Source organism: Candidatus Hydrogenedentota bacterium, from assembly GCA_013359265.1.
In the GTDB taxonomy this organism is placed as follows: domain Bacteria; phylum Hydrogenedentota; class Hydrogenedentia; order Hydrogenedentales; family SLHB01; genus JABWCD01.
Genome location: JABWCD010000001.1, coordinates 248,643 through 271,574, shown reverse-complemented (window position 1 = coordinate 271,574; position 22,932 = coordinate 248,643). Strand labels below are relative to the sequence as shown.

The window sequence follows — 22,932 nt, the reverse complement described above, 5'->3', positions numbered from 1 at the left end:
AACCGTTCGTATGCATACTCGTTCCGGGTTCCATTGGATGGTACTTCAACGGGCGGGGGGGGTCAACCCGTCGGCGGCGCCGCGTGGCGTTGGCCTACAGGCTATGGCATAGTAGCGGCCATGCGTAATCGCTTCCCTACCATGCGTTTCCGCCACGTTTCGTTCATCGTGGCGCCATGCCTCGCGGCGGCTGCGTTGTTCCATGCGGATGCGCAGGGACTCGCGGACGAATTCCGGGCCGCATTTGACGCCCTGGCCGGCGCGGATTCGAGTGCGCAACTGAAGGAACAACTTGCGCAAGAGAAGGCGCGTGTGACGGAGGCCTTGAAATCCACTGACGACAACGCCGCGCGCGCCTCTTTGCAGGCGCGGCTGCGCGCGGTGGAGACCGCGCTCCGCCTGGCCGGTGTTTCCGACACGGTCGAACCGCAGTTCAGCGACGACGCGCTCCATTTCTTCGAATCCAAGGTGCGCCCAGTCCTCATCGAACACTGCCAGTCGTGTCACGGTCCGGAGAAACAGAAATCGAATCTACGGCTGGATTCGCGCAATGCGATTTTGAATGGCGGCGACCATGGAGCGGGGATCGTGCCGGGTGATGCTGCGGCGAGCTTGCTCGTGCGAGCGATCGGCTACGAGCAGGAACTGAAGATGCCGCCGAGTTCGAAGCTGGATCAGGCGGCAATCGACGCGCTCACCGAATGGGTGGCGATGGGCGCCCCGTGGCCAAAGGAAAGCCAAACAATTCCCGTCGCGGCTGCCGCGGGCATCGATATTGCCAAGGAGCGCGAATGGTGGGCGTTCAAGCCGGTGGTTCGCAGCGGGCCGCCCGCAGTTAAGGACGAATCGTGGATAAAGACCCCCGTCGATCGCTTCATCCTTGCGAAGTTGGAGGCGGAAGGCATCGCACCGGCAGGGCCGGCGGACAAGCGCACGCTGATTCGGCGGGCGACATTCGATCTCGTGGGGTTGCCGCCGACGCCGGACGAGGTTGACGCGTTTCTCGCGGACAAATCGCCCAACGCCTTCTCCAAAGTAATCGAGCGTTTGCTCGCGTCCCCGCACTACGGCGAACGGTGGGGGAGACATTGGCTGGATGTCGTCCGCTACACCGACTCCTTCGATTCGCGAGCGGGAACAGTGACCGATCCGGTGAATTCGTGGCGGTATCGCGATTGGGTGATCGGCGCGTTCAATAGCGACATGCCGTACAACGAATTTGTGAAGTATCAAATCGCGGGCGATTTGCTCCCCGATCCGAAGCAACCGGACTCCGGCTTCAATCGCGACGGCACAATCGCCACCGCTATGCTCGCCATCGGCAATTGGCCGCAGGGCGATGCCGATAAACAGAAAATGGTGACCGACATCGTCGACGACCAGATCGACGTCGTCACGCGCGGCATCATGGGCGTCACGATGGGCTGCGCGCGCTGCCACGATCACAAGTTTGACCCGTTCACGATGCACGACTACTACGGGCTCGCGGGCATTTTCTTCAGCACGCACATTCTACCGGGGCCGGGACAGAAGACCGAAGGTTCGCCAATTCTGCACATTCCGCTGATTACGCCTGAGGTCGCCGCCACGCAGGACGCGCGCGCAAAGCGCGACGGCGAATTGACGGCAGCGATCAATGAACAGTCCGCGGCGCTGCGGCAACGCGTCGTGCCGCAACTGATGGCCCAGACAAAGGACTATCTGATCGCGGCGTGGGACGCGGCGCAGGCGCGAAAGTCCGATCCGAACTTCGATACTCTGGCCTTTGCCGCGCAACGGGGACTGAACAGCGACGCGCTCACGCGGTGGATGGACCTCGCGGGCCTGTCGCTACTGCGTTACTTGAAGAATCCGGTGCCGAACGCGCAAAACCTCCCCGGCCTATTCTCGTGGCTCGGCACGAACGGCATGCCGTCGGTGACGATTAACACGACGGACCAGGAACGCGTGTACGCGACAATCAAGCAGCCGCCGCGTTCGGTGATCGTCCATCCCTCGCCCACGACTGGCGTCGCGGTTGCGTGGCGCAGTCCAATCGCGGGCGAGGTCACGGTGAGCGCGAGCATCGCCGACGCGGACGCAAACTGCGGGAATGGCGTGGCATGGCGGATCGAGCACCGCGCCGGAACGGCTACGGCCACGGTTGCGGAAGGCGCAATGGATAACGCAGGCGCAGCCGATATTTCGCCTGCGATGCAGCCGGTGCCGGTCGCGCTCGGCGATACCCTGCTATTCGCGATCGAGCCGCGCGGAGAGTATTCCTGCGACTCGACAGTGATAAAGATACAAGTAACGAGTGTGGCGGACGCGGAGAAGACGTGGCGATTCACGCCGGATTTGATGGCCGATCCGCTGCGATCGAACCCCCACCCGGATTCGATGGGCAATGCGGACACCTGGGCATTCGTCGATCTCGGGACGCCGCCCGCGCCCAGCGATTCGCCGCTCGCGGCATGGATGGCCGCATCGAATGCCGGTGATCGCGCTGCGGTCGAATCGGCCTCCGCGCAGGTCCAACAGGTAGTCGATAGCGTCGTATCCGCGCTTGCGGCGAACGGGAACGATGCCGCGAAACTGCCGGACGAAGCGAACGCCCGGTTCTACAAGTCACTCGTGGCCGAGCAGGGGCCATATTTCATCGACCCACTGACGCTTACCGCGCAGGAGTTCGCCGAAGATCGCGAGAAACTCGCCGCGGTCCGCAAGGAACTCGATGACCTTCGCGCGCAACCGGCACCGGAGATCGATTACACGGAAGGCGCGCAGGAAGGCGGTACGCCAAACACCGAACACGAAGGCATCCGCGACGCGCGCATCCACAAGCGCGGAAGCTACACCCAGCTTGGAGACGTTGTGCCGCGCGATTTCCCCGCCGTGCTCGTGCGCGCCGGCGCGTCGGCGCCGCAGATTACCGGAAGCGGCCGCAAGCAACTCGCGGACTGGGTCGGCAGCGCGGAGAATCCGCTGACCGCGCGCGTGATGGTGAACCGCATCTGGCAGCACCACTTCGGCGAGGGCATCGTGCGTACGCCCGGCAACTTCGGCAAACTCGGCATCGCGCCATCGCACCCGGAGTTGCTCGACTATCTTGCCGCCGAGTTCGTGAGTTCGGGCTGGTCGATCAAGGCAATGCACCGCATGATGATGCTGTCATCCACGTATCAACAGTCGTGCGTGCCGTCAGCGCCGGGGACCGACGCGGACAACAAATTCTTTGGCCGGCAGAACCGCCGCAGGCTCGAAGCGGAGCCGTTGCGCGATGCGATGCTGGCGGTTTCCGGCAAGCTGGACATGACAGTGGGGGGGACGGCCTTCCCGGATATCGCGACGCCGCGGCGCACGGTCTACTTCCGCACCGTGCGCAGCGACCGTACCTCGTACACGATGCTGTTCGACGCGGCGGACCCGACTGCGATTATCGACAAACGCACCGAATCGACCGTCGCGCCGCAGGCGCTGTTTCTGATCAACAATCCGTTCGTGCTGGAACAGGCCCGCGCAATGGCCGGGCGCGTTCTGACGTGGCAGGCTACCGACGACGCGGCCCGTATCGCAGCGCTGTATCCGATTCTCTATGCCCGCCCACCGCGGGAGGAGGAGACGGCCATCGGTCTCCGCGTACTGGAACACGCCCGCGCCGCCGCGCCGAACGACGAAACCCGCGCGTGGCAAGAATACTGCCAGATACTGCTCTGCGCCAACGAATTCGCATTCGTCGACTGACGCCATTGCGTTATTTCGCGGGAACGAACATCCCGCGCTTGAAGACTTGTAGAATCTCTTCCTGCGAATGGACCTGAATCGGAATCTGCACGTCCGCGCGCGGCATTTCGTCGACAACAACGCGCGTAACGCCGGATTCTCTTTCCAACGTATCGAGTTTGCGCTCGAGTTCAATCACTTTGTGCTGTAACGCCAGCGAATCGCCCAACGGGCCGCCGCGTTCCAGTTCCGCGACGCGCGCTTCCAGCGCCGTGACCTTATTCTGCAGCTTCACGACCGCGCCCAGTGCGTCCCAGCCGTCCGCTCCCGCGGCGACTACACTTTTCGTCCCAACGGCGATGGCGATACCCAGCGCCGCGGCGAGAACATACGAATACGTTTTCATTGCACGACCTCCCAACCCCGACCGGTATTCGACGACCGGAGGGCAACCTTTCTTCAATATAGACTACGCCCGAACGCAGGTCTTGTACAGTACGGTCGGCCAACGCATTCCGTTGCAGACAGTTACCAACCTCCGCTCGAACCCCCGCCGGAGGAACGCCCGCCGCCAAACCCGCCGCTCCCCCCGCCGCCAGAACCGCCCGATCCTCCCCACCAGTAACCATCATCGCCGTCATAATTGCCTTCGCTGTACCCGCGCCGAAATGGATGAAACCCTAACGCTGCCCCGATAACCGTCGCTACCAAGGCAATAGCAATAGCTGCGGCTGTCAAGAAGCTCCACCCGACGGACTCTGATGCGTCGGCGTTCCGCGGGCGTGACCGGACATTGCCGGGCGCTTCCCGTGCCGTCGCTGTGCCTCCGTGTGCTGTCTCCGCAGCCGACCTTCCCGCCTCCGCCGGAGGCTTCCAGCCCTGCAGTTCCGTACTCAGCGCGCGTGTCCCGTGCAGGATTCCACCGCTGTAGTCATCCTGTTTGAACAATGGCAAAATGACGTGATCAATGATGCCACGCGTGGCGGGATCTAACGTCAGTCCGTAACGCGACCCCACCTCGATGCGCGCCTTTCGGTCCTCTACCGCGACGAGCAGCATCGCGCCGTCGTTGCGCTCGCGGTTACCGATGCCCCACCTGTTGAACAAATTTGTGGCGAACGATTCGATGGTCGCATCACTGGTCCCGTAATCGCGGATGGAATCGACTGTCACGACAACGGCCTCGATGCCGGTGTTATCGTGCAACTCCGTAAGTGCGGTACGGATTTGCTCCGCGTCGGCGGGTCGCACGACGTTCGCGAAATCATTCAGGCGCGTGTCGTGATACTCGGGGTAGCCCGCGACAGCCGTTACGAACGTAGATGAGAGCGTGGCGAGAAGCAGCATCCGGCACGTCATCGTTAACCAGCCCATGCCGAAGGCTGGACGTGTTCCAAGTACGCGATCCCGCATGGGCAAGTCCTCCCCGGAAGCCACCCGGCATTCCAATGACATCAACCAGTATGCGCACTCCTTCCGCGCGATGTCACCGGGCGGAGCCGTCGCGCGCGAGTTCCTCTCCCGGATTGACGTAGGTGTCGAGTTCGACTGCGTACTGCTTGTCGTGGAGCTGTTTGTAGCGCCCATCCAACGCGAGGAGTTCGCGGTGCGTGCCGCGCTCGACGATTTCGCCGTGCTCCATTACGAGAATCTGGTCCGCGCTGCGAATGGTTGAAAGCCGGTGCGCGATGACAAATGTCGTGCGGCCCTTGCGCAACGCGCGCAGCCCGTCCTGAATCAGTGCCTCGCTTTCGCTGTCGAGGCTCGATGTCGCTTCGTCGAGAATCAGAATGCTCGGATCGGCGAGGATGGCGCGGGCAATCGCGACGCGCTGGCGTTGTCCACCGGAAAGCCGTACGCCGCGTTCGCCGACAATTGTGTCGTAGCCCTTCTCGAACTTTTCGATGAACTCGTCGCAGTGCGCAATCCTGCTCACGTGGACAACGTCCTCGCGCGTGGCGCCGGGTTTCGAGAAGCGGATGTTGTCCGCAACCGTGCCGTCAAACAAAAAGTTGTCCTGCATGACAATGCCAAGATGGTGACGGTAATCGCGCAATCGAATATCGCCCAGATTCTGTCCGTCGATAATGATGCGCCCGGACTTCGGGTGATTGAATGCCATGACGAGCGAAATGAGCGTGCTCTTGCCGGACCCACTCGAACCGACCAGCGCCGTTGTGGTCCCGGCAGTTGCGTGAAACGAGACGCCCTTCAACACGGGCGTATCCGGGTCGTATTCGAACCATACATCCTGGAATTCGACTTCGCCGCGGATTCTCGCGATGGGTTGTTTCTGCGCGTCCTCTTGGTCTTCCGTCGGCATCGCCATGATCTCGTGGATGCGATCGAGTCCGGCGAACGCTTCGCTGATCTGAGTGACGATGGAGGAAATCTGCACGACCGGCGCGGCGACGAGGGCCGTAAAGGAAATGTACATGAAGAAATCGCCCATGGACATCGCGCCGGAAAGGAGCGACCGTCCGCCGACGAGGATCATGATGACGCCGATCACGCCGACGACCGCCGTCGCAACCGCGGTCGTACTCGATACCCCGGTCATTGTCCCTGCGATGTTGCGGAACAGTCGGTGGACGCCGTGCGCAAATACGATTTGCTCCCGCTTCTCCGCCGTGTACGCCTTCACAATGCGAATGCCGCCAAGCGACTCCGACAACCGTCCGGTGACTTCTGCATTGATTTCGCCGCGCTGCCGAAATGCCGGTCGCAGCCGCTTGAACGTCGTGGACGTAAACGCGCCGAACGCGAGCAACGTGACGAGCGTTAGCGTCGTAAGCTGCCAGTTGAGCCAGAACAGGACGCAAAGCGCGATAGATGCTGTCAGAAACCCGCCGATGAGCAAGACGATTCCTGTGCCAACCAGGTTACGTATCCCCTCGGCGTCCGTCATAATGCGCGAGATGAGAATGCCGGTTTGGGTCTTGTCGAAATACCGAATCGGCAGCCGTGTGATGTGGGCTTGCACCTGCCGGCGCATGTCCGTGATTGCTTTCTGCCCCGCCACGCCGATTACGACGGACAGCGTGAACGACGTTATCGCTTGGATAAGCGTCGCGGTGCCCGCGGCAATGGCGATGGGAAGCAGAAGCTCCGACCGGCGGTTCACGACAATTTCGTCGATCACAAACTTCGTCGACGCCGGCAACACAAATCCCGACGCGCGGTTGATCAACATCAGGACCGCGCCAAACGCCAATCGCCGCCAGTGGTCTGCCAGCAATAACCGGGCGTCCCGCCACGCGCCGGAGAGCGTGAACGATTGCGTCTTCTTCGCATGATTTGACAAGGTGCAGAATCCCTTTTGTTCGCGGCAATCGTACCAGTATGGATGAATTGGCCTGTTGTGTTCACCCGTGAAGTATGAGACAATTAGATATCGTATGGCATTCCCGAAAGAGACAACTAACCGGATAATGTGACGTGGGAACGGTAAACGACGAGCGAATTCAAGGTCTGCTCGATCTGCCGACGCGAGACCGCGTGGAAATCGCCTTGCGGCTTTTCGAAAGCGTCACGGATCAATGCGCTCCGCCGCTCAGTGCCGAATGGATAGAAGAAATCCGTTCGCGAATGGATGAACTTGAAGCCGGCACAGCCGACTGCATCCCAATTGAAGAATTCATGCAAGAGATCCGCGCGAAACTGCTGTAATGCGCGTCATAATCCATCGATTGGCGCGCCGCGACTTCGTGCGCGCGATGGAGTACTACAAGAAGCGAAGCCGAGTTGCTGTCCCCGGCTGGATTGAAGAACTCGACGCCGGAATAGACTTGATTCGCCAATTTCCTGGCGGCATGCCCGAGATGGAACCTGGCGTACGGCGATTGATCCTGAAACGCTATCCATATTGCCTGATTTATACTCTTCAAGACAATACAGCAGTAATTGTCGCGGTAGTCCACCAGCGGCGCAAACGACGGTATTGGAAGAGGCGACTGTCCGAATCATGACAAGGGTTAGACCTGGAACAAACGATATCTCCCGCCGCCAGATGCTCCGGCACTGCGCGAACGGCTTCGGTATGATTGGTCTGGCATCGCTGCTCCAACGGGAAGCCGCCGCGCTCGATGTTGCCGCGCCTTCTGCAGCGAACCCGCTTGCGGTTCGCGCACCCCACTTCGCCCCTCGCGCGAAGAATGTCATTTTCATCTTCCTGTCCGGCGGACCGTCCCACGTTGATTTATTCGATCCAAAGCCGCGCCTTCAATCGGAGAGCGGCAATCCCCTGCCGTTCGAGAAGCCGAAACTCGAACGCACGAAAACCGGCAACCTCCTCGGCTCGCCGTGGACCTTCAAGAAATACGGGCAGGGTGGCATCGACATGAGCGAATTGCTGCCCCACCTCGCGACTTGCGCCGACGACCTGTGCGTCATCAAATCCATGGTCGCCGACAACATCAATCACAATGGCGCGTGCTTGCAGATGAACACCGGCGAGCAATCGTTTTCGCGTCCCAGCATGGGATCGTGGCTGACCTACGGACTCGGCAGCGAGAACCAGGACCTGCCCGGATTTGTCGTGCTAAGTCCGGCGCAACCCGCGCAGGGCGCGCCCCTATGGAGTTCGAGTTTTTTGCCCGCCGCGTATCAGGGCACGTTGGTGTCAAACCTGGATGATCCGATTGCAAACCTGGCCAACGCAGCATTCGCGAGAGCACAACAGCGCGCTCAACTCGATGCGCTCAAGGAATTGAACGAACTGCATGACGCAACCCGCGCCGATGATTCGCGCCTCAGCGCGCGCATCGCGTCCTTCGAGCTCGCGTACCGCATGCAGACCGAAGCGCCCGAGGCGTTCGATATCAATGGCGAGTCGCCCGCGACGCGCACGCTGTATGGCCTGGACGATCCGGTTACCCAGATTTTCGGCAAGCAATGTCTGCTGGCCCGCCGCCTCGTCGAGCGCGGCGTCCGATGCGTGCAGGTGTATCACACCGAAACGTCCAAACGGAAAAGCTGCCAGTTATGGGACCAGCACGGCGGCCTTCGGGAAGAACTCCCGAACAACTGCGCGGCAACGGACAAACCCGTAGCCGGCCTCATCAACGACCTCAAATCGCGCGGCCTGCTCAACGACACGATCGTCCTGTGGGGCGGCGAATTCGGCCGCACCCCCTGCGCCGAAGGTACAAACGGCCGCGAACACCATCCCTTCGGGTTTACGATGTGGCTCGCGGGCGGCGGTGTGAAGGGCGGTCTTGCCTACGGCGCAACCGACGAATACGGCTGGCACGCCGTCGAGAACCGCGTGCATGTACACGATCTGCACGCGACGATCCTGCACCTCATGGGCATCGACCACACAAAACTAACTTACCGCTACTCGGGCCGCGATTATCGGCTCACTGACGTTTTCGGAAACGTGGTGCACGATATCATCGCGTAGCGCGGGACTCACCGTACTTTAGCAGGGCCCACTGCACTACAATTCCCAGCCCGATCAACGCGTATGTATAGAGAAACGGCGTGGGGACGCCGAAGCGCTCGGCCAGCATGCCACAACCGAGACTTCCGAGAAAGCCTCCAAACCCGACGGAAGCCTCGTTGATCGATGCCCGCCCGTGTTTATGCGCCGCGTTCGACAGGCTGTAATATGTCGCGCTGAAAAACGCCAGCCCCAAAAACGAACCGGCCACCGCGCAACACAGGCACATGACCGCAAGGCTTTGCGTGCGGCCCAATACGTAGTACGCCGCCGCCGAACCGGCTTGCATGATCGCCATAATGCCGAAACGGTGCTTCCACCAATTTGTGCGGCCAACGTATAGGAATGTAAGCGCGGTCGCGAGGGAAAACGCGAAAACGAGATACGAAAAATTCGTGGCCGGCGCAGTCCGCCAGAACGCCGCCGGCGTTTCTTCCCACAGCAGGTGCAGTTCCCCCGCACGGACCAGATCGTCAATCCGCTTCGGATAGGTGAACCGCAGCCCGCCCGCCAGCATGTTCGCCACGAACGTCGCGCACCATCCCGAATACAGGAAGACTTCGCTCGCACGATCGTCCTGCGCACGTTCCAACAGGAGCGCTTCCGTCGGCGCGTCGAAGTGCGCGGACTCGTGCGGCAACGATTTCACGAGGGCCAGCGCCACAAGCGTGACGCCAAACAACGCCGCGAACGCCAACGCGTAGTGCGCATCGTAGAGCGGGCCGGCCACCAGCGGGCTGAGCGAAAACCCGAAGCTCCACGAAATGTTGAACCAACTCATCGTGCGCGCGCGCCGCGCCAGGTTGGGCTCCGCGCCAACCCACGAATGCAACGCAGGCCATACCAGAGACAGCGCCGCGGACCCGATGCACGATACCGCCAACGACACGCGCCAATCGGAAAATATCGCCATCATCGTATAAAAAACGGCGAACACGAGAATACCGCTAACGGCCCAGTTCAGGCCGTTCTTCGCCCGCGAAACAAACCGGGCGGATATTAGCGCGCTCGACGCATATACCGCGGACCCGACCGCCCCAAAGATGCCCGCTGTCTGTGTGGTGCCGCCCAGTTGGTTCATGACGAAGAACGGCGTGACTACCATCCCGATCATCACCGCGAAATCGAGGGTAAAAGCCGCGAGACAAATGCGTACATGGGGTTTGAACATAAGCGCGAGAGTGTAGGTCTTTAACACGGACGAATCAACGCGGTTGACTTCGCACAACCCGCCCCGCAGTATAACGGCTCATCTCCAAGGAGTCTCCCATGCTCGTTACGTATGCCGGAATCCTGCTTCTCGCCGCGCTGCCCACCGGCCCAACGCCCGATCCGGTCGCCGCGCCGCACTTCCCGGATCGTGTTCACGCATTTGTGTGGCGCAACTGGCAACTTGTTCCCGCGGACGACATGGCGCGCGTGCTCGGCACGAGCAAAGAGAACGTGCTGAAGACAGGAAAAGCAATGGGGCTGGCGGACCAGCCGGCAATAACCGCGGATCAACGCCAACGCTCGTACATTACCGTGATTCGCCGGAACTGGCACCTGCTGCCATACGATCAGATGCTCGATTTGCTGGGGTGGACGGAAGACGAACTGGCGTACACGCTGCGCGAGGACGATTTCCTCTACGTCAAGCTGGGCCTGCTCAAGCCGAAGTGCGAACCGTTGAAATGGGCCGAGCCGGACGACTCCGTCCGCGCGCGCGAAGAAGCCATCGCGCGTACTGTGCGCGAGGCATTTCCCGATGGCGCGGGCAAACTGGAGGATCCCATGTTTGGGTTCGTCGCCGATCTGTCGAAGCCCGTCCAGGGCGCACAGACGGACTACGAATCCAGCAAGATCGCGCCGCGCTTCTGCTATTCATATTTCGCGCTGTACGGCGACGCATTCATGGACGGAGCGCCGGACCCGTTCCCCGATGGTTATTTGTCGCGCCTGAGCGCATTGGGCGTAAACGCGGTTTGGCTCCAGGGCGTACTCTACAAGCTGGCGCCCTTTCCGTGGGACCCGAAACTGAGCGAGAACCACGAGCAGCGCTTAAAGAACTTGAACGCTCTCGTCGCGCGCGCCAAATCGCACGGCATGGGCGTCTACCTCTACCTGAACGAACCGCGCGCAATGCCGCTCGCTTTCTTCGAGAAGAACCCCGATCTGAAGGGCGCTGTCGAAAACGAACACGCCGCCCTCTGCACCAGCGCCCAGTCGGTCCAGCAGTACATCGCCAGTTCCGTCGCGCTCATCTGCGAAACCGTCCCGGACCTGGCTGGCTTCTTCACGATTACGGCTTCGGAGAATTTCACCAACTGCTGGAGCCACGGAAACGGCGCGGGGTGTCCGCGCTGCTCGAAACGCACACCGGATGCCGTCATCGCCGAGGTGAACGCAATGGTGAATGCGGGCATCAGAATGGCCTCCGGCGCGCAGCGGCTCGTCGCGTGGGACTGGGGCTGGGGCGACGATTGGGCGGAGGGCGCGATCAAACGACTGCCGCCGAGCGCTTCGCATATGAGCGTCAGTGAATGGAGTATTCCATTCACGCGCGGCGGAATAGACAATAAGGTGGGCGAATACTCGATCTCCGTGATCGGGCCGGGTCCGCGCGCAACGAAGCATTGGCGTGCCGCGGAACGTCTGCCCGCGCCCTTGCGCACCTTCGCGAAGATTCAGGCGAACACAACGTGGGAGTGCGGTTCCGTACCGTACATTCCCGCAGTCGCCAACGTCGCCAAGCACATCGAGAACTTGCGCGACGCGCGCGTAAACGGCGTCATGCTCGGGTGGACGCTTGGCGGCTACCCCGCGCCAAACCTCGAAGTTGCCGGTAAGCTCATCGCCGATCCCGCGCTCAGCGGCGAGGAGGCGATGAAGCAGGTCGCCGATCGCCGGTTCGGCATCGCCAGTTCCGGCGAAGTAGTGAACGCATGGAAGACGTGCAGTACTGCGTTTAGTGAGTATCCCTACGACAACAGCGGGCTCTACAGCGGCCCGCAGCACATGGGGCCCGCGAACCCCCTGTATGAGAAGGCCACCGGCTACGCCGCGTCCATGGTGGGGTTTCCGTACGATGCGTTGCCCGCGTGGCGCGGCGCATATCCCGCGGACGTCTACGTCGCGCAGATGCAAAAAGCCGCCAAGGGATTTGCGGAAGGTTCCGCGAAACTAAAGGAATTGCTCGCATACATCGACGCGGACCATCGCGACGAATTGCAGCGCGAGCTCAACGTGATGGAGGCGTGCGGTCTCCATTACGCCAGTTGTGCGAACCAGGCGCGCTTCATCGTGCTGCGCGACGAGTTGCTGGCGCAGAACGCGGCCACCGATCGCGCGGCCGCGTGCGCGGAAATCGAATCGATCCTGAAAATCGAAATCGATCTGGCGCGCCAACTCTATGCAATTCAGATCCGCGATTCGCGCCTGGGCTTCGAAGCCACAAACCATTACTTCTACGTCCCGATCGATCTCGTCGAAAAAGTGATCAACTGCCAAGACCTGCTCGACCGCTGGCTCCCAACCGTCCGCGGATAGATTGCAGGATATGAAGGTAGTGGGTGGGGCGAGGCTCCGAGGGTGGGGCGAGGCTCCGAGGGTGGGGCGAGGCTCCGACCGAGCCGCGTTCGGGATGTGCAAAATACGGCTCGGACGGAGCCTCGCCCCACCCATTGTTGGCTCGGTCGGAGCCTCGCACCACCCATTATTGGCTCGGACAGGGCCCCACCCCACCCGTGCGCATGCCCGGCGCTGCTACGTTTCCTTCCTCGCCTCCAAAATGTACGCCATCAAGTTCGCCATGTCCTCCGGCGTCAAACCGTCTTCCAGCCCGTCCGGCATGGGCGAGCGCGATTTCGTTGTCATCGACTCGATGTTCGACCGCAGGATCGTGTTCTCGATTCCGTTCGCCCCGCGAATCGTGACGCTGTTTCCCGATTCCTCGACGACGACGCCGCTGTACGACATGAGATCGTTCGTCTCGATGGTGTAGTCGAAGTATTTCGTCTCCACCGCCCGGTTGGGATCGAGAATCGACACCAACACGGCTTCGCGCGATCGGTCGGTCAACGCCAATAGATCGGGGCCAACAGCGTGGCCCACACTGCCAAGCTGATGGCACGAGGCGCACCGCTCGCGAAATATGCCGCGCCCGCGCAGAAACTGACCGGGAATGGTCGTTGCCTCCTTGTACTGCTCGATCACTGCCTGCCGATCGGGATTTGCCGCGCCCGCCATCAGCTTCTCCGCGCGCGCGCGGATGTCATCGCTCTTGCTCGTCAACAAGTCCTGCCGGTGCGTCGCGTCAAGTTCGCGAAAACTCGGCGCTCCGTTTTCGAGCGCCGTCATTACTGCGTCAAGCCATGCCTCGCGCCGCAGCAGGGCCTCGATCGTGTGGCTGCGGAGTTCGGGACTAAGCCCCGACAACGCGGCCAACACCGCGGCAGGCACGCGTTCGTTCTCGGTATCAATCAGTGCATCAAGCGATGCAGAGCGAATGCCCTCGGCCGACTCCGCGCCCAGCAGACGCGTGAGCAGTGCGATATCCTCTTCTGCTCGCGATGCGTCTCTTCCCAGTACGCTCGCTGCCCCCGCGCGCACGGCTTCATCCATGGAGGCGTCCGCGGCGACAGCGCGCGCGGCATCGGTCAACTTCGCGATTTGTGTGCGCGCACCGTCCGCAACAGCACCCGTGCCCAACGCGTCGAGCGTCGTGCCCGTCCCGCTCAGCGAGTCAAGAAAATCCGCAAGCCACGCGAATTGCGCCGCTGTGTGTTGCTTCACTTCTGGGTTCGCGACGAGTAGCGCCATGCCCTGCAGTGTTTCCGAATCGTTCGCGGTTACCGCCGTCCCAACGACAGACGCAATCACCTGGTCTTGCGGCTCCGGCGCTGCGTCCTCGGCCGCGGCCCAAGCCAGCAGGCGCGGTATGATATGGCGCACATTGCTTCCATTCAGCGAACTGAGCAGCGCCATGCCGAGATACGCGTCGTTCCTGTTCGTTTCGATTAATTCGCCCAGCGTCGCCGCCGCGCGGTCGGTGCGCAACTCGCCAATCGCGTAAATCAACTCGACCCGAACCAACGCATCGGCTTCGTTCTGCATTTCGACCAACGCCACGCCAATTTCCGGCCAATCGCTCGCGCGCGCGGCGGCCAGGCGCACGGCACTTTGGCGTACGCCAGGTGAGCTGTCGCGAAGTCCGGCCAAGAGGTCGTCGCGAATTAGCGCGTCGATCCCGTCCAGCACGCAAAGCGCATGCGTTCGCGCTTGCGCGGATGCGCTCGACCGCAGCAACGTGCGCAACGCGTCGGCGGCGCTCGAATCCCCGCGCTCAACGAGTTGCTGGTGGGCCAAGTCCCGGACCGTACCATTCCCGCTCTCAAGCAGCGCAACAAGTTCTTCTGATGCGAATGTGTCCGTCTTTGTCGGCGCGCGCGTCGTACCATGAACAGGGACAACGCGGTAAATCCGCCCTTTGTCGTCGCCCGCGCGTAGGTCCAGCGTTGCCTGTGTCTCCGCCGAAATGTACTCCGGGTGCTCGATCACCTGCCGGTACATGTCGACGATATACAGCGCGCCATCCGGGCCCATGCGCGCCATCACCGGGCGAAACCAGTTGTCGTGCGAGGAAAGAAACTCGGACTCTTCTTCGCCGGGCGCGCGATGCCCTGTGAAGGTTGCTCCATTCGGTTCGAGTACCGTGCGCAGGACGAGGTTGTGCACCGGTTCGCACACGAACGCGTTGCCGTAGAACTCGTTACCGAGAATCGTGTCGCGATAGATTTCGATGCCGCATGTCGAGGTCGAGCGGTTTACGTGCTCAAAATCGTTAAAGCGTGCGAGCGTGCGGCTCGTAGGAAAAAGTTGCGCTTGGGGAACGATGTACTCGCGCGGGTTGCCGGGGGCGAAATGCGGATTGCGCCGCATCGCGCGATCGTCCAGCGCGTAGTGCCATACGGGCAACCAGTTCGCGCAGCCGAAGCGGTTTCCCCAGTCATCAAACGCGATGCCAAACTGCGACATTCCGCTTTCCGCGTTCATTACGCCATCGCTGACACGAAAGCAAAAATCGCGCCCGGAAATGTTCAGCGCCTCACCAGTCTTAGTACTGGTAATCGCGCCGCCACTGTCACCGTTTGCGCAGTGAATCCAGTTGTCGAGCCCCCAGCGCAGACCGTTGATGCGGTGCTGCTGGTTCCCCTGGATGAAGCCATCGTAGAGGACTTCCTGATGGTCCGCCCTGCCGTCGCCGTTGGTGTCCTTTGCGAAAATGATCTTCGGAGCGGCGGTGATAAGGATGCCGTCGCGCCAGGGCATCACCCCCGTCGCGAAATTCAGTTTGTCGAGAAACACCGTCGCCTCGTCGTATTTCCCGTCGTCATCTACATCTTCGAGAAACTTCACGCGGCTGCCCGGCTTGCCCTCGCCGTCCATGCCGAGTGGATAGTCGCGCATTTCCACGACCCAGAGTTTTCCATCCGCGCCCCACGCAATCGACACCGGGTCGACTACGAGCGGTTCCGCCGCGACGAGTTCCGCACGCAAACCGGGCCGCACACTGATTGACGCAAGCCCCGCCTCAGGCGATTTCGGTTGCGGCTCGACGGTTGCCAGCAAGTCATTGAATGAACGCCGGTCGACCAAGTCCGGCAATTTGTCCGTGGTTTCGTTCTGCACCCAAAGACTGCGCGAATGAAACCATGCGCCGTTGTTCTCGCCATTGACTGCTATCGCGGGAATTGCCGTTGCCGGGTCAGAGCCATCGCGAGCGCCATCGATTGATGTCGTGCTCCAACCCGACTTCATGGAGTCGAATAGATAGAGCGCGAACTGATCTTGGTTTGAAATGAGGATATCCAGATCGCGATCGCCGTCAACGTCGATTAGCCGGAGACCACGATCACGGCCATCAGAGTCAATCAGCGTTAGATTCGCCGGAAATGCGAAAGGTGCCCTCCGCCACCGGCTGTGGGCGGCCGCTCGTGTAAAAACTTCATTGTGCTCATCGTTGGAAACCAGTAACTCCGTAATCCCATCACCGTCGATATCGCGGAAGCGAACACCGCGGTCTCGACCCCCAATTGCGGTCATTAGAAAGTCGCTGCGTATGGTGAGTCCCTTCAGCAGAATCGGTGCGGGCTGCCACGTCCCATCGACAAACCGCCAAGCCCCGTCGTGGCGGTCGGTTACCTTCAATGCGATTGGGGTGCCGTCAACGTCCAAGCCGAAACGCGTGCCGTTGTCATTTCCGTACGGTCCGCCGTCCAAAGAATCCGGCGGCATTATTGGAGTGCGGTGTCTGCCACCAACGGTCCTTCCGGCGTTCGGTATCACGCCCGACGGAAACTCTGTCTGATTCCAGATCATTTCGTCGCTGTCCCATACACGGCAAACTTCAAAGTCGGCGGCGCTGCTCTGTCCGGGGTGTGCTGGATCATCGTCGGGTTCAACCCCGCGATTGACGTCTAGCAAACCCGCGCTTTGTGACGGTTCGCTTGAAGAACACGGTCCACGGAGTACGTCCATGTATCCGTCCTCATTGAGGTCGAGTAACCGCACAACGAGAGGCTGTGAGAATCTCGAAGATTGCGGACAGCCAAGGAGGTGCTCATTCAAGCGTTGATGCGCCGCGCGAAAGCTGAGAAATCGCACGCGAGTCCCATACTGCGTCGCCGCGTGTTCTATCAAGTTGACGATTTGATGGTTCTCGATCCATCCGTGCGGATGAAACACAAGCGTATACACGCCCTTCTTCGCGACTGCGGCGTCCAGCGCGATCTTCATGTCCGCGAGCGACTGCGGACTGTTCGGCTTGTTGATGTTCTGCGCTTCCCAGTCGCTCGGCACGGCGCAGGGAAACTCCCAAATTCCGTCGCCGATGATGTAGGGGTAGGGATAGTCCTCGATCGTGGTCTTGAATGATTTGAAGGGAAGGTAGGAGCGGAAGCGTTCGCGGCCGTCTTCGCGAATCACCCATTCGCGCGGGAGCGCGGGATCGTTGGCGGTCGTGATGTTGAACACGCTCGAATCGATCGAAAGATGCGGCACTCCCGGCGACGGCTTGTTGAATATCTCATAGAAAAAGCGCGGACTGGTCGAGTTGATTGAGTCGCAGCAGGGCATACGGAACGCAACGGGTTTGTTTCCCGGAATGTTCGCCATCAGCGAAATGCACGACTCGAACGTCGCCCTTGCTTCCTCGAACTGTCCGCGGCCCAGCAGCGGGCACGGGTGTGCAACCGTGTGCGTCTCGATACTGAGGCCTTCCCGCAGCCACGCCTGCAACTGCGGATCGTCCGGGCTTATGCTGCACGCCATGATGCTCATCGACGCGGTACCGTAAAGCTCCTTCAACTTGTCGATGATCGGGCGAAGATACGCCTCGTACTTCTTCGGATCGCGCATATCGTCGATGGAAAGAATGATCGCCGCCTCGACGCCCGGTTCGCCGATCCACTGCGGCGTGATCAGTTTTGGAAAGTCGCGCGAAGGATAGAACGGATTCGGATCGTCAAGATACGCGAGCCGGTTCGCGTCAAGTGCGGGCGCAACTACGGTGGCGAACATTAACGCCAACAGGGCAATGATTCGGCGATACATTCGTGGTCCCCCAATATGCCAAACAATGCAACGGAGAGAAGGGGTGGGGCGAGGCTCCGTCCGAGCCGCAGGTTCGGGAACCGGCTCGGACGGAGCCTCGCCCCACCCCTATACGATAGACAATCCACACGGAGCGCGGATTATTGTAAAGCCGTCGGAGAAGCGTCAGGCCAGGATCCTCTTCACGACCTCGCCCGCAACGTCAGTCAGTCGGAAATCGCGGCCGTTGTACCGGTGCGTCAGCTTGAGATGATCGATGCCGATCAAATGCAGAATCGTAGCGTGCAAATCGTTCACGCTCACGCGATTCACGGCCGCTTTGCTGCCTATTTCGTCCGTCTCGCCGTAATGCGTGCCGCCCTTCACGCCGCCGCCCGCGAACCACGTCGTAAACGCGTGCGGATTGTGATCGCGCCCCGATCGGCTCGGATCGTTCTTTGGGCGCTGCGCCAGCGGCAATCGCCCGAACTCGCCGCCCCATATCACGAGTGTGCTGTCGAACAGCCCGCGCTGTTTTAAGTCCGCGAGCAATCCCGCGATCGGCTGGTCCGTTTCCGCGGCAAACCCGCGATGGTTTTGCTCGATATTCAGGTGACCGTCCCAGCTCTTTTCGTTTTCTTCGCCGCCGCTGTATATCTGGATGAACCGCACGCCGCGCTCGACCATGCGCCGCGCAACGATGCACTGACGCGCAAAGTGCGTGCACTTCTCGTTGTCCAGTCCGTACAACGTCTTGATGTGCTCCGGCTCCGAGTCCACGTCGAGCGCTTCCGGTGCGGCCATCTGCATGCGGTACGCGAGTTCAAAACTCTCGATGCGCGTGGCAAGTTCCGCGTCATTGTCCGCGCGTTGTTGGTGTTCGCGGTTCAGCGCCGCCAACAAGTCGAGTTGGCGCCGCTGTTGTTCATCGTTCATCGACGCAAGCCGTTCGAGGTTGTCGATCGGCTGGCCCTGATGTTTCAGCGCGGTGCCCTGGAAAATCCCCGGCAGGAACCCCGCGCCCCAGTTTTGCGAATACCCTTTCGGCAGGCCGCGCCCGAGCGTGTCGTACATCACCACGTACCCCGGCAGGTTCTGGTTCTCCGTGCCAAGGCCGTAGGTCACCCACGCGCCGACGCTGGGGAACCCCATTCGGTTGAAGCCTGTGTTGATCTGAAACAGCGCGGGGGAGTGGTTGTTCGTTTCCGTGTGACACGAATGGATAAACGCCATGTCGTCGACGTGGCGCGCCATCTTCGGAAATATCTCGGGTACCCAGGTGCCCGACTGCCCGTGCTGCTGCCATGAGAACGGCGACTTCATCAGCGGGCCCACTTCTTCGACGAAGAACCCGGTCTCGTTGTTGAAGCCTTCGAGTTTCTGCCCATCGCGCTTCGTAAGTTCCGGCTTGTAGTCCCACGTGTCGACTTGACTCGGCCCGCCGTTCATGAACAGCCAGATGATCGATTTCGCTTTCGCCTCGAAGTGCGGCGCGTGGGGCGCGAGCGGATTAATCGCCTCTTGCGCTGGCGCGGCCAGTATTCCGGCCTTGTCCATCAGCCCGGCCAACGCCAACATCCCGAAGCCTTGCCCCGTCCGACGCAGGAAATCGCGCCGTGAACAGAAACACGAGGAGGGAGCTGCATGGAAATGTGGTAAATTGCTGCTGTGCATATGACCGTCCTGACGACTTCTCAGTGTCGATAGATATCGCGTCTATGGCCAATTCTCAACACAACGACCTTTTCGCCTTCGAAATCGAATACAACTCGATATTCACCGATCCGGTAGCGATACGTCCCTAGTCTCGACTGTGAGAGCTTCTTTGCATGTTTCATAGGATCAACCGCATAAACCTTGAGTATGTCGAGCATTCGCTTCTTTGTTGCTGTGTCGAGACAATCATAGTCACGTTGCGCACGTTTGGTGAAGACTAACTTAGCCACGCTCCAGCTCGTCCAGTGTGACTATTTCCCCTCGCTTGTATTGGCTCCGTGCTTCTTCAACGGATGCGATGTAGGAGGGGCTATTCATAGCCGCAAGATCTTCCATGAGGTCCTCAAACGATTCATGGACTGACTCGCTGATGAGCTGTTTCAATTCATCGACTGTCATGTCGGCAACTCGTGCTGTCATACAAATGCACTCCAAATGTATCGCATGTTCAAATTCAAGTTGGTGCGAACTACTCGATATAAACAAATTCATTCAGCCCCAACAGCACCTGCGCGAAGTCCGCCATTGCGGTCTGCGCCGGTTGGGCGTTCCCGCTCGCGGCATATGACGCCGTCTGCGCGTCGAGAAACGCGAGCGCGTTGTTCAACTCGCTCTCGCCTGGCGGCCGGCTTACTGTCAGCATGAACCCGCGTGTCACCGCCGCAACGAGGTCCGACGCCGCGTCTGGACACATCCGCCGCGCCAACCCTTCCGCGCGCTCGCGCACGTTCGGGTTGTTGATTACCAAAAGCGCCTGCGGCGCGATGGTCGTGCACGGCCGTTGGTCGATGCCCACCGTCGCGTCCGGCGCATCGAACACCGTCATCATCGAGACCAACTTGCTGCGCTTGACCATGAAGTAAATGCTGCGCCGCTTCATGTCCGGGTCGAGCGTACTCGGCCCAAACATCGAATCGTCCAACTGCCCGCTCACCGCCAGCATCGCATCGCGAATCGCTTCCGCCTCGAGCCGTTGCCGCGGATAATGCCACACCAGCGTGTTCGCCGGGTCGAGTTTCGCTTTGGCGTCGTCGTGCGAAGCGTCCTGCCGATATGTCGCGCTGGTCATAATCAGTTTTTGAATGTACTTGAGGCTCCAGCCGTTCGCGATCAATTCCGATGCGAGCCAATCCAAAAGCTCGGGGTTTGTCGGCGGTTCGCCCTTGAACCCAAAATCGCTCGGCGTGGGCACAATGCCGCGGCCGAAATGGTGCTGCCACAAACGGTTCGCAATCACCCGCGCGAGCAATTGACCCGCGCCGTACTCGGTGTCCGTTATCCAATTCGCCAGCGCCGTGCGTTTGTGCGGCGTGCGCGCGCCCGCCGGCGGAGCCTTCTGCCAACGCTTCTCGCCTTCCGGCGAAGTCACCAATACCACCGGAAACGCCTGCGTCGCGACTTCGCCCTTCTGGTTCGGATCGCCGCGCGTCAGAAAATGGGTCTCTTCCAGATAGTCCCCGCCCTGGGTGTGCGTGCGGATCGCGGGCACGCCCTCGCTGCTGATCAGCACTTTCGTCGCGCCCGGCATCGGCGCATTCTTCGCGTGCTCGCGCTCCGCCTTGGACAGCTCCTTCCACTTCGCGTCCTGTTTCTTGAAGAACTCAAACAGGCGCGAACGGTCGCGCGACGACACCGTCGCGTCCTGCTGAGCGCGATACTTCGACAACGTGTCCGCGAGGTCCTGCGGCATCAGCGCAAGGTCGAAGGCGGCGGGGGACGGGGCCGTCGTAATCGAGACGCGCGGCCGCCCGATTGCGTGTTTGCTGTTGGATTTGAATTCGAGTGTGAACGTGAACACCGCCCCTTCGGGCAAACCGGCGGGCGCTTCAAAATCGAAGATCGCGGACTGGTCCTTCCCGTACTGCTCGCCGATGGCCCACGCGCTCTTCTCGTCGGCATCGATCGCGTTCGAGGCGGGGTAACCCGCCTGCTCGAACGTCGCGCGCGGGTTCGCCAGTTTCAAGTCGGTCTTCGCATCGGTTCCGTTGTCCGGGCGGATGGCCACCTTGAAATTCGTCAGCGCAAAATTGCCGTTCTCCGCGCGGCCCGGCCCGTTCGAGGTCATCGTCGCATCGGACAGCGCATCGATGCGCACGCTCGTGATGCCCGTCAGCTTTGTGCGCGCCTCGAAGGTGTACGTGTCGAACTCGGGATTCTCGCCCGACACCAGCACCGAACCGTCCGACAAGCGGCCCATGCGCGCGCCACCCTCGGAGGTATAGTTGAACACGTCCAGCGCAAGCCACTGCGGCGACGGCGGAGTCGTGAGTTGCGTGCTCAACCATTCCTCAAACTTCGCAACCAGCGGGCCTTTTTCGTACTCCGTCAAACTCGCGAGCAGCGGCTTGTGCTCCGCGTCGTACCGCTCCTTCGCGCGCGCGTAAAAGTCGGGGCCGACGTCAATCGGATAGTCGGACCGCACAGTCTTCGTAAACGTCGAGATGAGCCGGTAGTAATCCGTCATCGTAATCGGGTCGTACTTGTGGTCGTGGCAGCGCGCGCAGCCGATAGTCAGGCCGAGCATCGACGTGCCGATCGTCCGCGCCATGTCGTCGAGCTCGTCGTACCGCTCCTTCTCGACTTGGTTCTTCGTGATCTGCGTGGCGTGCGTCCCCGCTGCTAGGAACCCCGTCGCCATCATTGCGAGCGGGTCTTCCGGCGCAAATTCGTCTCCAGCGATCTGCCACTTCACGAAGGTGTCATAGGGCAGGTCCTGATTGAAAGCCTGAATGACGAAATCGCGGTAGTAATACGCGAACTTGCGGTCGTAGTCCTGCTCGTACCCGTGGCTCTCCGCGAACCGCGCCAAGTCCAGCCAATGCCGCGCCCAGCGTTCGCCGTAATGCAGGCTCGCCAGCACTTCGTCAACCAGTTTTTCGTACGCGTCGGGCGCCGCATCGTTCACAAACGCCTCGACCCTCTCCGGCGTCGGCGGAAGTCCCGTCATGTCGAGGTACACGCGGCGGACCAGCGTGCGCCGTTCCGCTTCCGGGTTCGGCGAGATTCCCACGGCTTCCTGCCGCGCGAGAACGAACCGGTCGATATCGTTGCGCGGCCACGACGCATTCGTGACGGCTGGCGGCGTGACCCGTTCGATGGGAAGAAAGGCCCAATGCTTTTCGTATGGCGCCCCCGCGTCGATCCATTTACCCAGCGTTGCGATCTGCTCAGGCGTAAGTTTCTTCATCGCCGCGGGCGGCGGCATCATCTCGTCCGTGTCGTGACTCGATACGCGCTTCCAAAATTCGCTCGAGTCCCGGCCGGTTCCAAGCGCTTCTGCCGCGCCTTCGCGGCTGTCGAGCCGCAAATCCGCCTTGCGCGTGTTCTTGTCCGGGCCGTGGCAAGCGAAACAATTCTCCGCGAGGATGGGGCGGATGTCACGGTTGTACCTGATGGTTCCGTCGGAAAACGCGGGAAATGCAAACACTGCGGCCACGCAACAGCAAACGCCGGCGCGGCACACTCGCGCGATACAGCTAAGACACGCTCTCATCGGGCTT

The 22,932-nt window shown here is 61.0% G+C and carries 14 protein-coding genes; 5 read left to right on the top strand and 9 right to left on the bottom strand.

What is annotated here, in order from left to right:
- Positions 1–120 precede the first annotated feature (120 nt).
- The gene (locus tag HUU46_01060) at positions 121–3,723 is read left to right on the top strand and encodes a DUF1549 domain-containing protein (protein NUM52207.1); all 3,603 of its coding nucleotides are present in this window, start codon (positions 121–123) and stop codon (positions 3,721–3,723) included.
- Between the two features lie 10 nt (positions 3,724–3,733).
- On the opposite strand, the gene HUU46_01055 is transcribed toward HUU46_01060, so the two are convergent.
- From HUU46_01055 to HUU46_01045, 3 genes are all read right to left on the bottom strand, one after another.
- Entirely contained in the window at positions 3,734–4,108 is a 375-nt protein-coding gene (locus HUU46_01055; protein NUM52206.1) for a hypothetical protein, read from the bottom strand.
- A gap of 122 nt (positions 4,109–4,230) precedes the next feature.
- Positions 4,231–5,115 (bottom strand): TPM domain-containing protein, encoded by an 885-nt coding sequence (locus HUU46_01050; protein ID NUM52205.1) that lies wholly within the window; start codon positions 5,113–5,115, stop codon positions 4,231–4,233.
- Between the two features lie 73 nt (positions 5,116–5,188).
- Positions 5,189–6,895, bottom strand: a complete 1,707-nt coding sequence (locus tag HUU46_01045) for an ABC transporter ATP-binding protein (GenBank protein ID NUM52204.1) — start codon at positions 6,893–6,895, stop codon at positions 5,189–5,191.
- Positions 6,896–7,200: 305 nt separating this feature from the next.
- Here HUU46_01045 and HUU46_01040 point away from each other — a divergent pair, with 305 nt between their 5' ends.
- From HUU46_01040 to HUU46_01030, 3 genes are read left to right on the top strand one after another with little or no spacing between them, the layout of a single operon-like run.
- Positions 7,201–7,371: an addiction module protein gene (locus HUU46_01040; GenBank protein ID NUM52203.1), complete on the top strand. Its 171-nt coding sequence runs from the start codon at positions 7,201–7,203 to the stop codon at positions 7,369–7,371.
- A complete protein-coding gene (locus HUU46_01035) occupies positions 7,371–7,670 on the top strand; it encodes a type II toxin-antitoxin system RelE/ParE family toxin (protein ID NUM52202.1) in 300 nt (99 codons plus the stop codon). Before HUU46_01040 ends, HUU46_01035 begins: the two co-directional genes overlap by 1 nt.
- A 41-nt stretch (positions 7,671–7,711) precedes the next feature.
- Entirely contained in the window at positions 7,712–9,106 is a 1,395-nt protein-coding gene (locus tag HUU46_01030; GenBank protein NUM52201.1) for a DUF1501 domain-containing protein, read from the top strand.
- Here HUU46_01030 and HUU46_01025 read toward each other — a convergent pair.
- The gene (locus tag HUU46_01025; GenBank protein NUM52200.1) at positions 9,096–10,343 is read right to left on the bottom strand and encodes an MFS transporter; all 1,248 of its coding nucleotides are present in this window, start codon (positions 10,341–10,343) and stop codon (positions 9,096–9,098) included. The two genes, HUU46_01030 and HUU46_01025, sit on opposite strands and share 11 nt — an antisense overlap.
- A gap of 71 nt (positions 10,344–10,414) precedes the next feature.
- On the opposite strand from HUU46_01025, the gene HUU46_01020 reads away from it, so the two are divergent.
- Positions 10,415–12,673 carry a hypothetical protein gene (locus HUU46_01020; GenBank protein ID NUM52199.1) on the top strand — a complete coding sequence of 753 codons (2,259 nt, stop codon included), beginning with the start codon at positions 10,415–10,417 and terminating at the stop codon, positions 12,671–12,673.
- A 216-nt stretch (positions 12,674–12,889) separates the two neighbouring features.
- Here HUU46_01020 and HUU46_01015 read toward each other — a convergent pair whose 3' ends face one another.
- The 5 genes from HUU46_01015 to HUU46_00995 all read right to left on the bottom strand — a co-directional run bounded on the left by HUU46_01015 (position 12,890) and on the right by HUU46_00995 (position 22,868).
- On the bottom strand, positions 12,890–17,737 hold the full coding sequence (locus tag HUU46_01015) for a VCBS repeat-containing protein (GenBank protein ID NUM52198.1): 4,848 nt from the start codon (positions 17,735–17,737) through the stop codon (positions 12,890–12,892).
- Between the two features lie 165 nt (positions 17,738–17,902).
- Positions 17,903–19,390, bottom strand: a complete 1,488-nt coding sequence (locus tag HUU46_01010; GenBank protein NUM52197.1) for a DUF1501 domain-containing protein — start codon at positions 19,388–19,390, stop codon at positions 17,903–17,905.
- Between the two features lie 20 nt (positions 19,391–19,410).
- On the bottom strand, positions 19,411–19,662 hold the full coding sequence (locus HUU46_01005) for a type II toxin-antitoxin system RelE/ParE family toxin (protein NUM52196.1): 252 nt from the start codon (positions 19,660–19,662) through the stop codon (positions 19,411–19,413).
- A complete protein-coding gene (locus HUU46_01000; protein NUM52195.1) occupies positions 19,655–19,852 on the bottom strand; it encodes a hypothetical protein in 198 nt (65 codons plus the stop codon). Before HUU46_01000 ends, HUU46_01005 begins: the two co-directional genes overlap by 8 nt.
- Before the next feature lie 49 nt (positions 19,853–19,901).
- Positions 19,902–22,868, bottom strand: a complete 2,967-nt coding sequence (locus HUU46_00995; GenBank protein NUM52194.1) for a DUF1549 domain-containing protein — start codon at positions 22,866–22,868, stop codon at positions 19,902–19,904.
- Positions 22,869–22,932 lie beyond the last annotated feature (64 nt).

Excerpts from the sequence above, each read along its gene's own strand:
- HUU46_01010 (NUM52197.1), bottom strand. The coding sequence starts at position 19,390 with ATGCACAGCAGCAATTTACCACATTTCCATGCAGCTCCCTCCTCGTGT.
- HUU46_01055 (NUM52206.1), bottom strand. The coding sequence starts at position 4,108 with ATGAAAACGTATTCGTATGTTCTCGCCGCGGCGCTGGGTATCGCCATC.
- HUU46_01000 (NUM52195.1), bottom strand. The coding sequence starts at position 19,852 with ATGACAGCACGAGTTGCCGACATGACAGTCGATGAATTGAAACAGCTC.
- HUU46_01030 (NUM52201.1), top strand. The coding sequence starts at position 7,712 with ATGCTCCGGCACTGCGCGAACGGCTTCGGTATGATTGGTCTGGCATCG.
- HUU46_01035 (NUM52202.1), top strand. The coding sequence starts at position 7,371 with ATGCGCGTCATAATCCATCGATTGGCGCGCCGCGACTTCGTGCGCGCG.
- HUU46_01045 (NUM52204.1), bottom strand. The coding sequence starts at position 6,895 with ATGTTGATCAACCGCGCGTCGGGATTTGTGTTGCCGGCGTCGACGAAG.
- HUU46_01060 (NUM52207.1), top strand. The coding sequence starts at position 121 with ATGCGTAATCGCTTCCCTACCATGCGTTTCCGCCACGTTTCGTTCATC.
- HUU46_01050 (NUM52205.1), bottom strand. The coding sequence starts at position 5,115 with ATGCGGGATCGCGTACTTGGAACACGTCCAGCCTTCGGCATGGGCTGG.
- HUU46_01015 (NUM52198.1), bottom strand. The coding sequence starts at position 17,737 with ATGTATCGCCGAATCATTGCCCTGTTGGCGTTAATGTTCGCCACCGTA.
- HUU46_01020 (NUM52199.1), top strand. The coding sequence starts at position 10,415 with ATGCTCGTTACGTATGCCGGAATCCTGCTTCTCGCCGCGCTGCCCACC.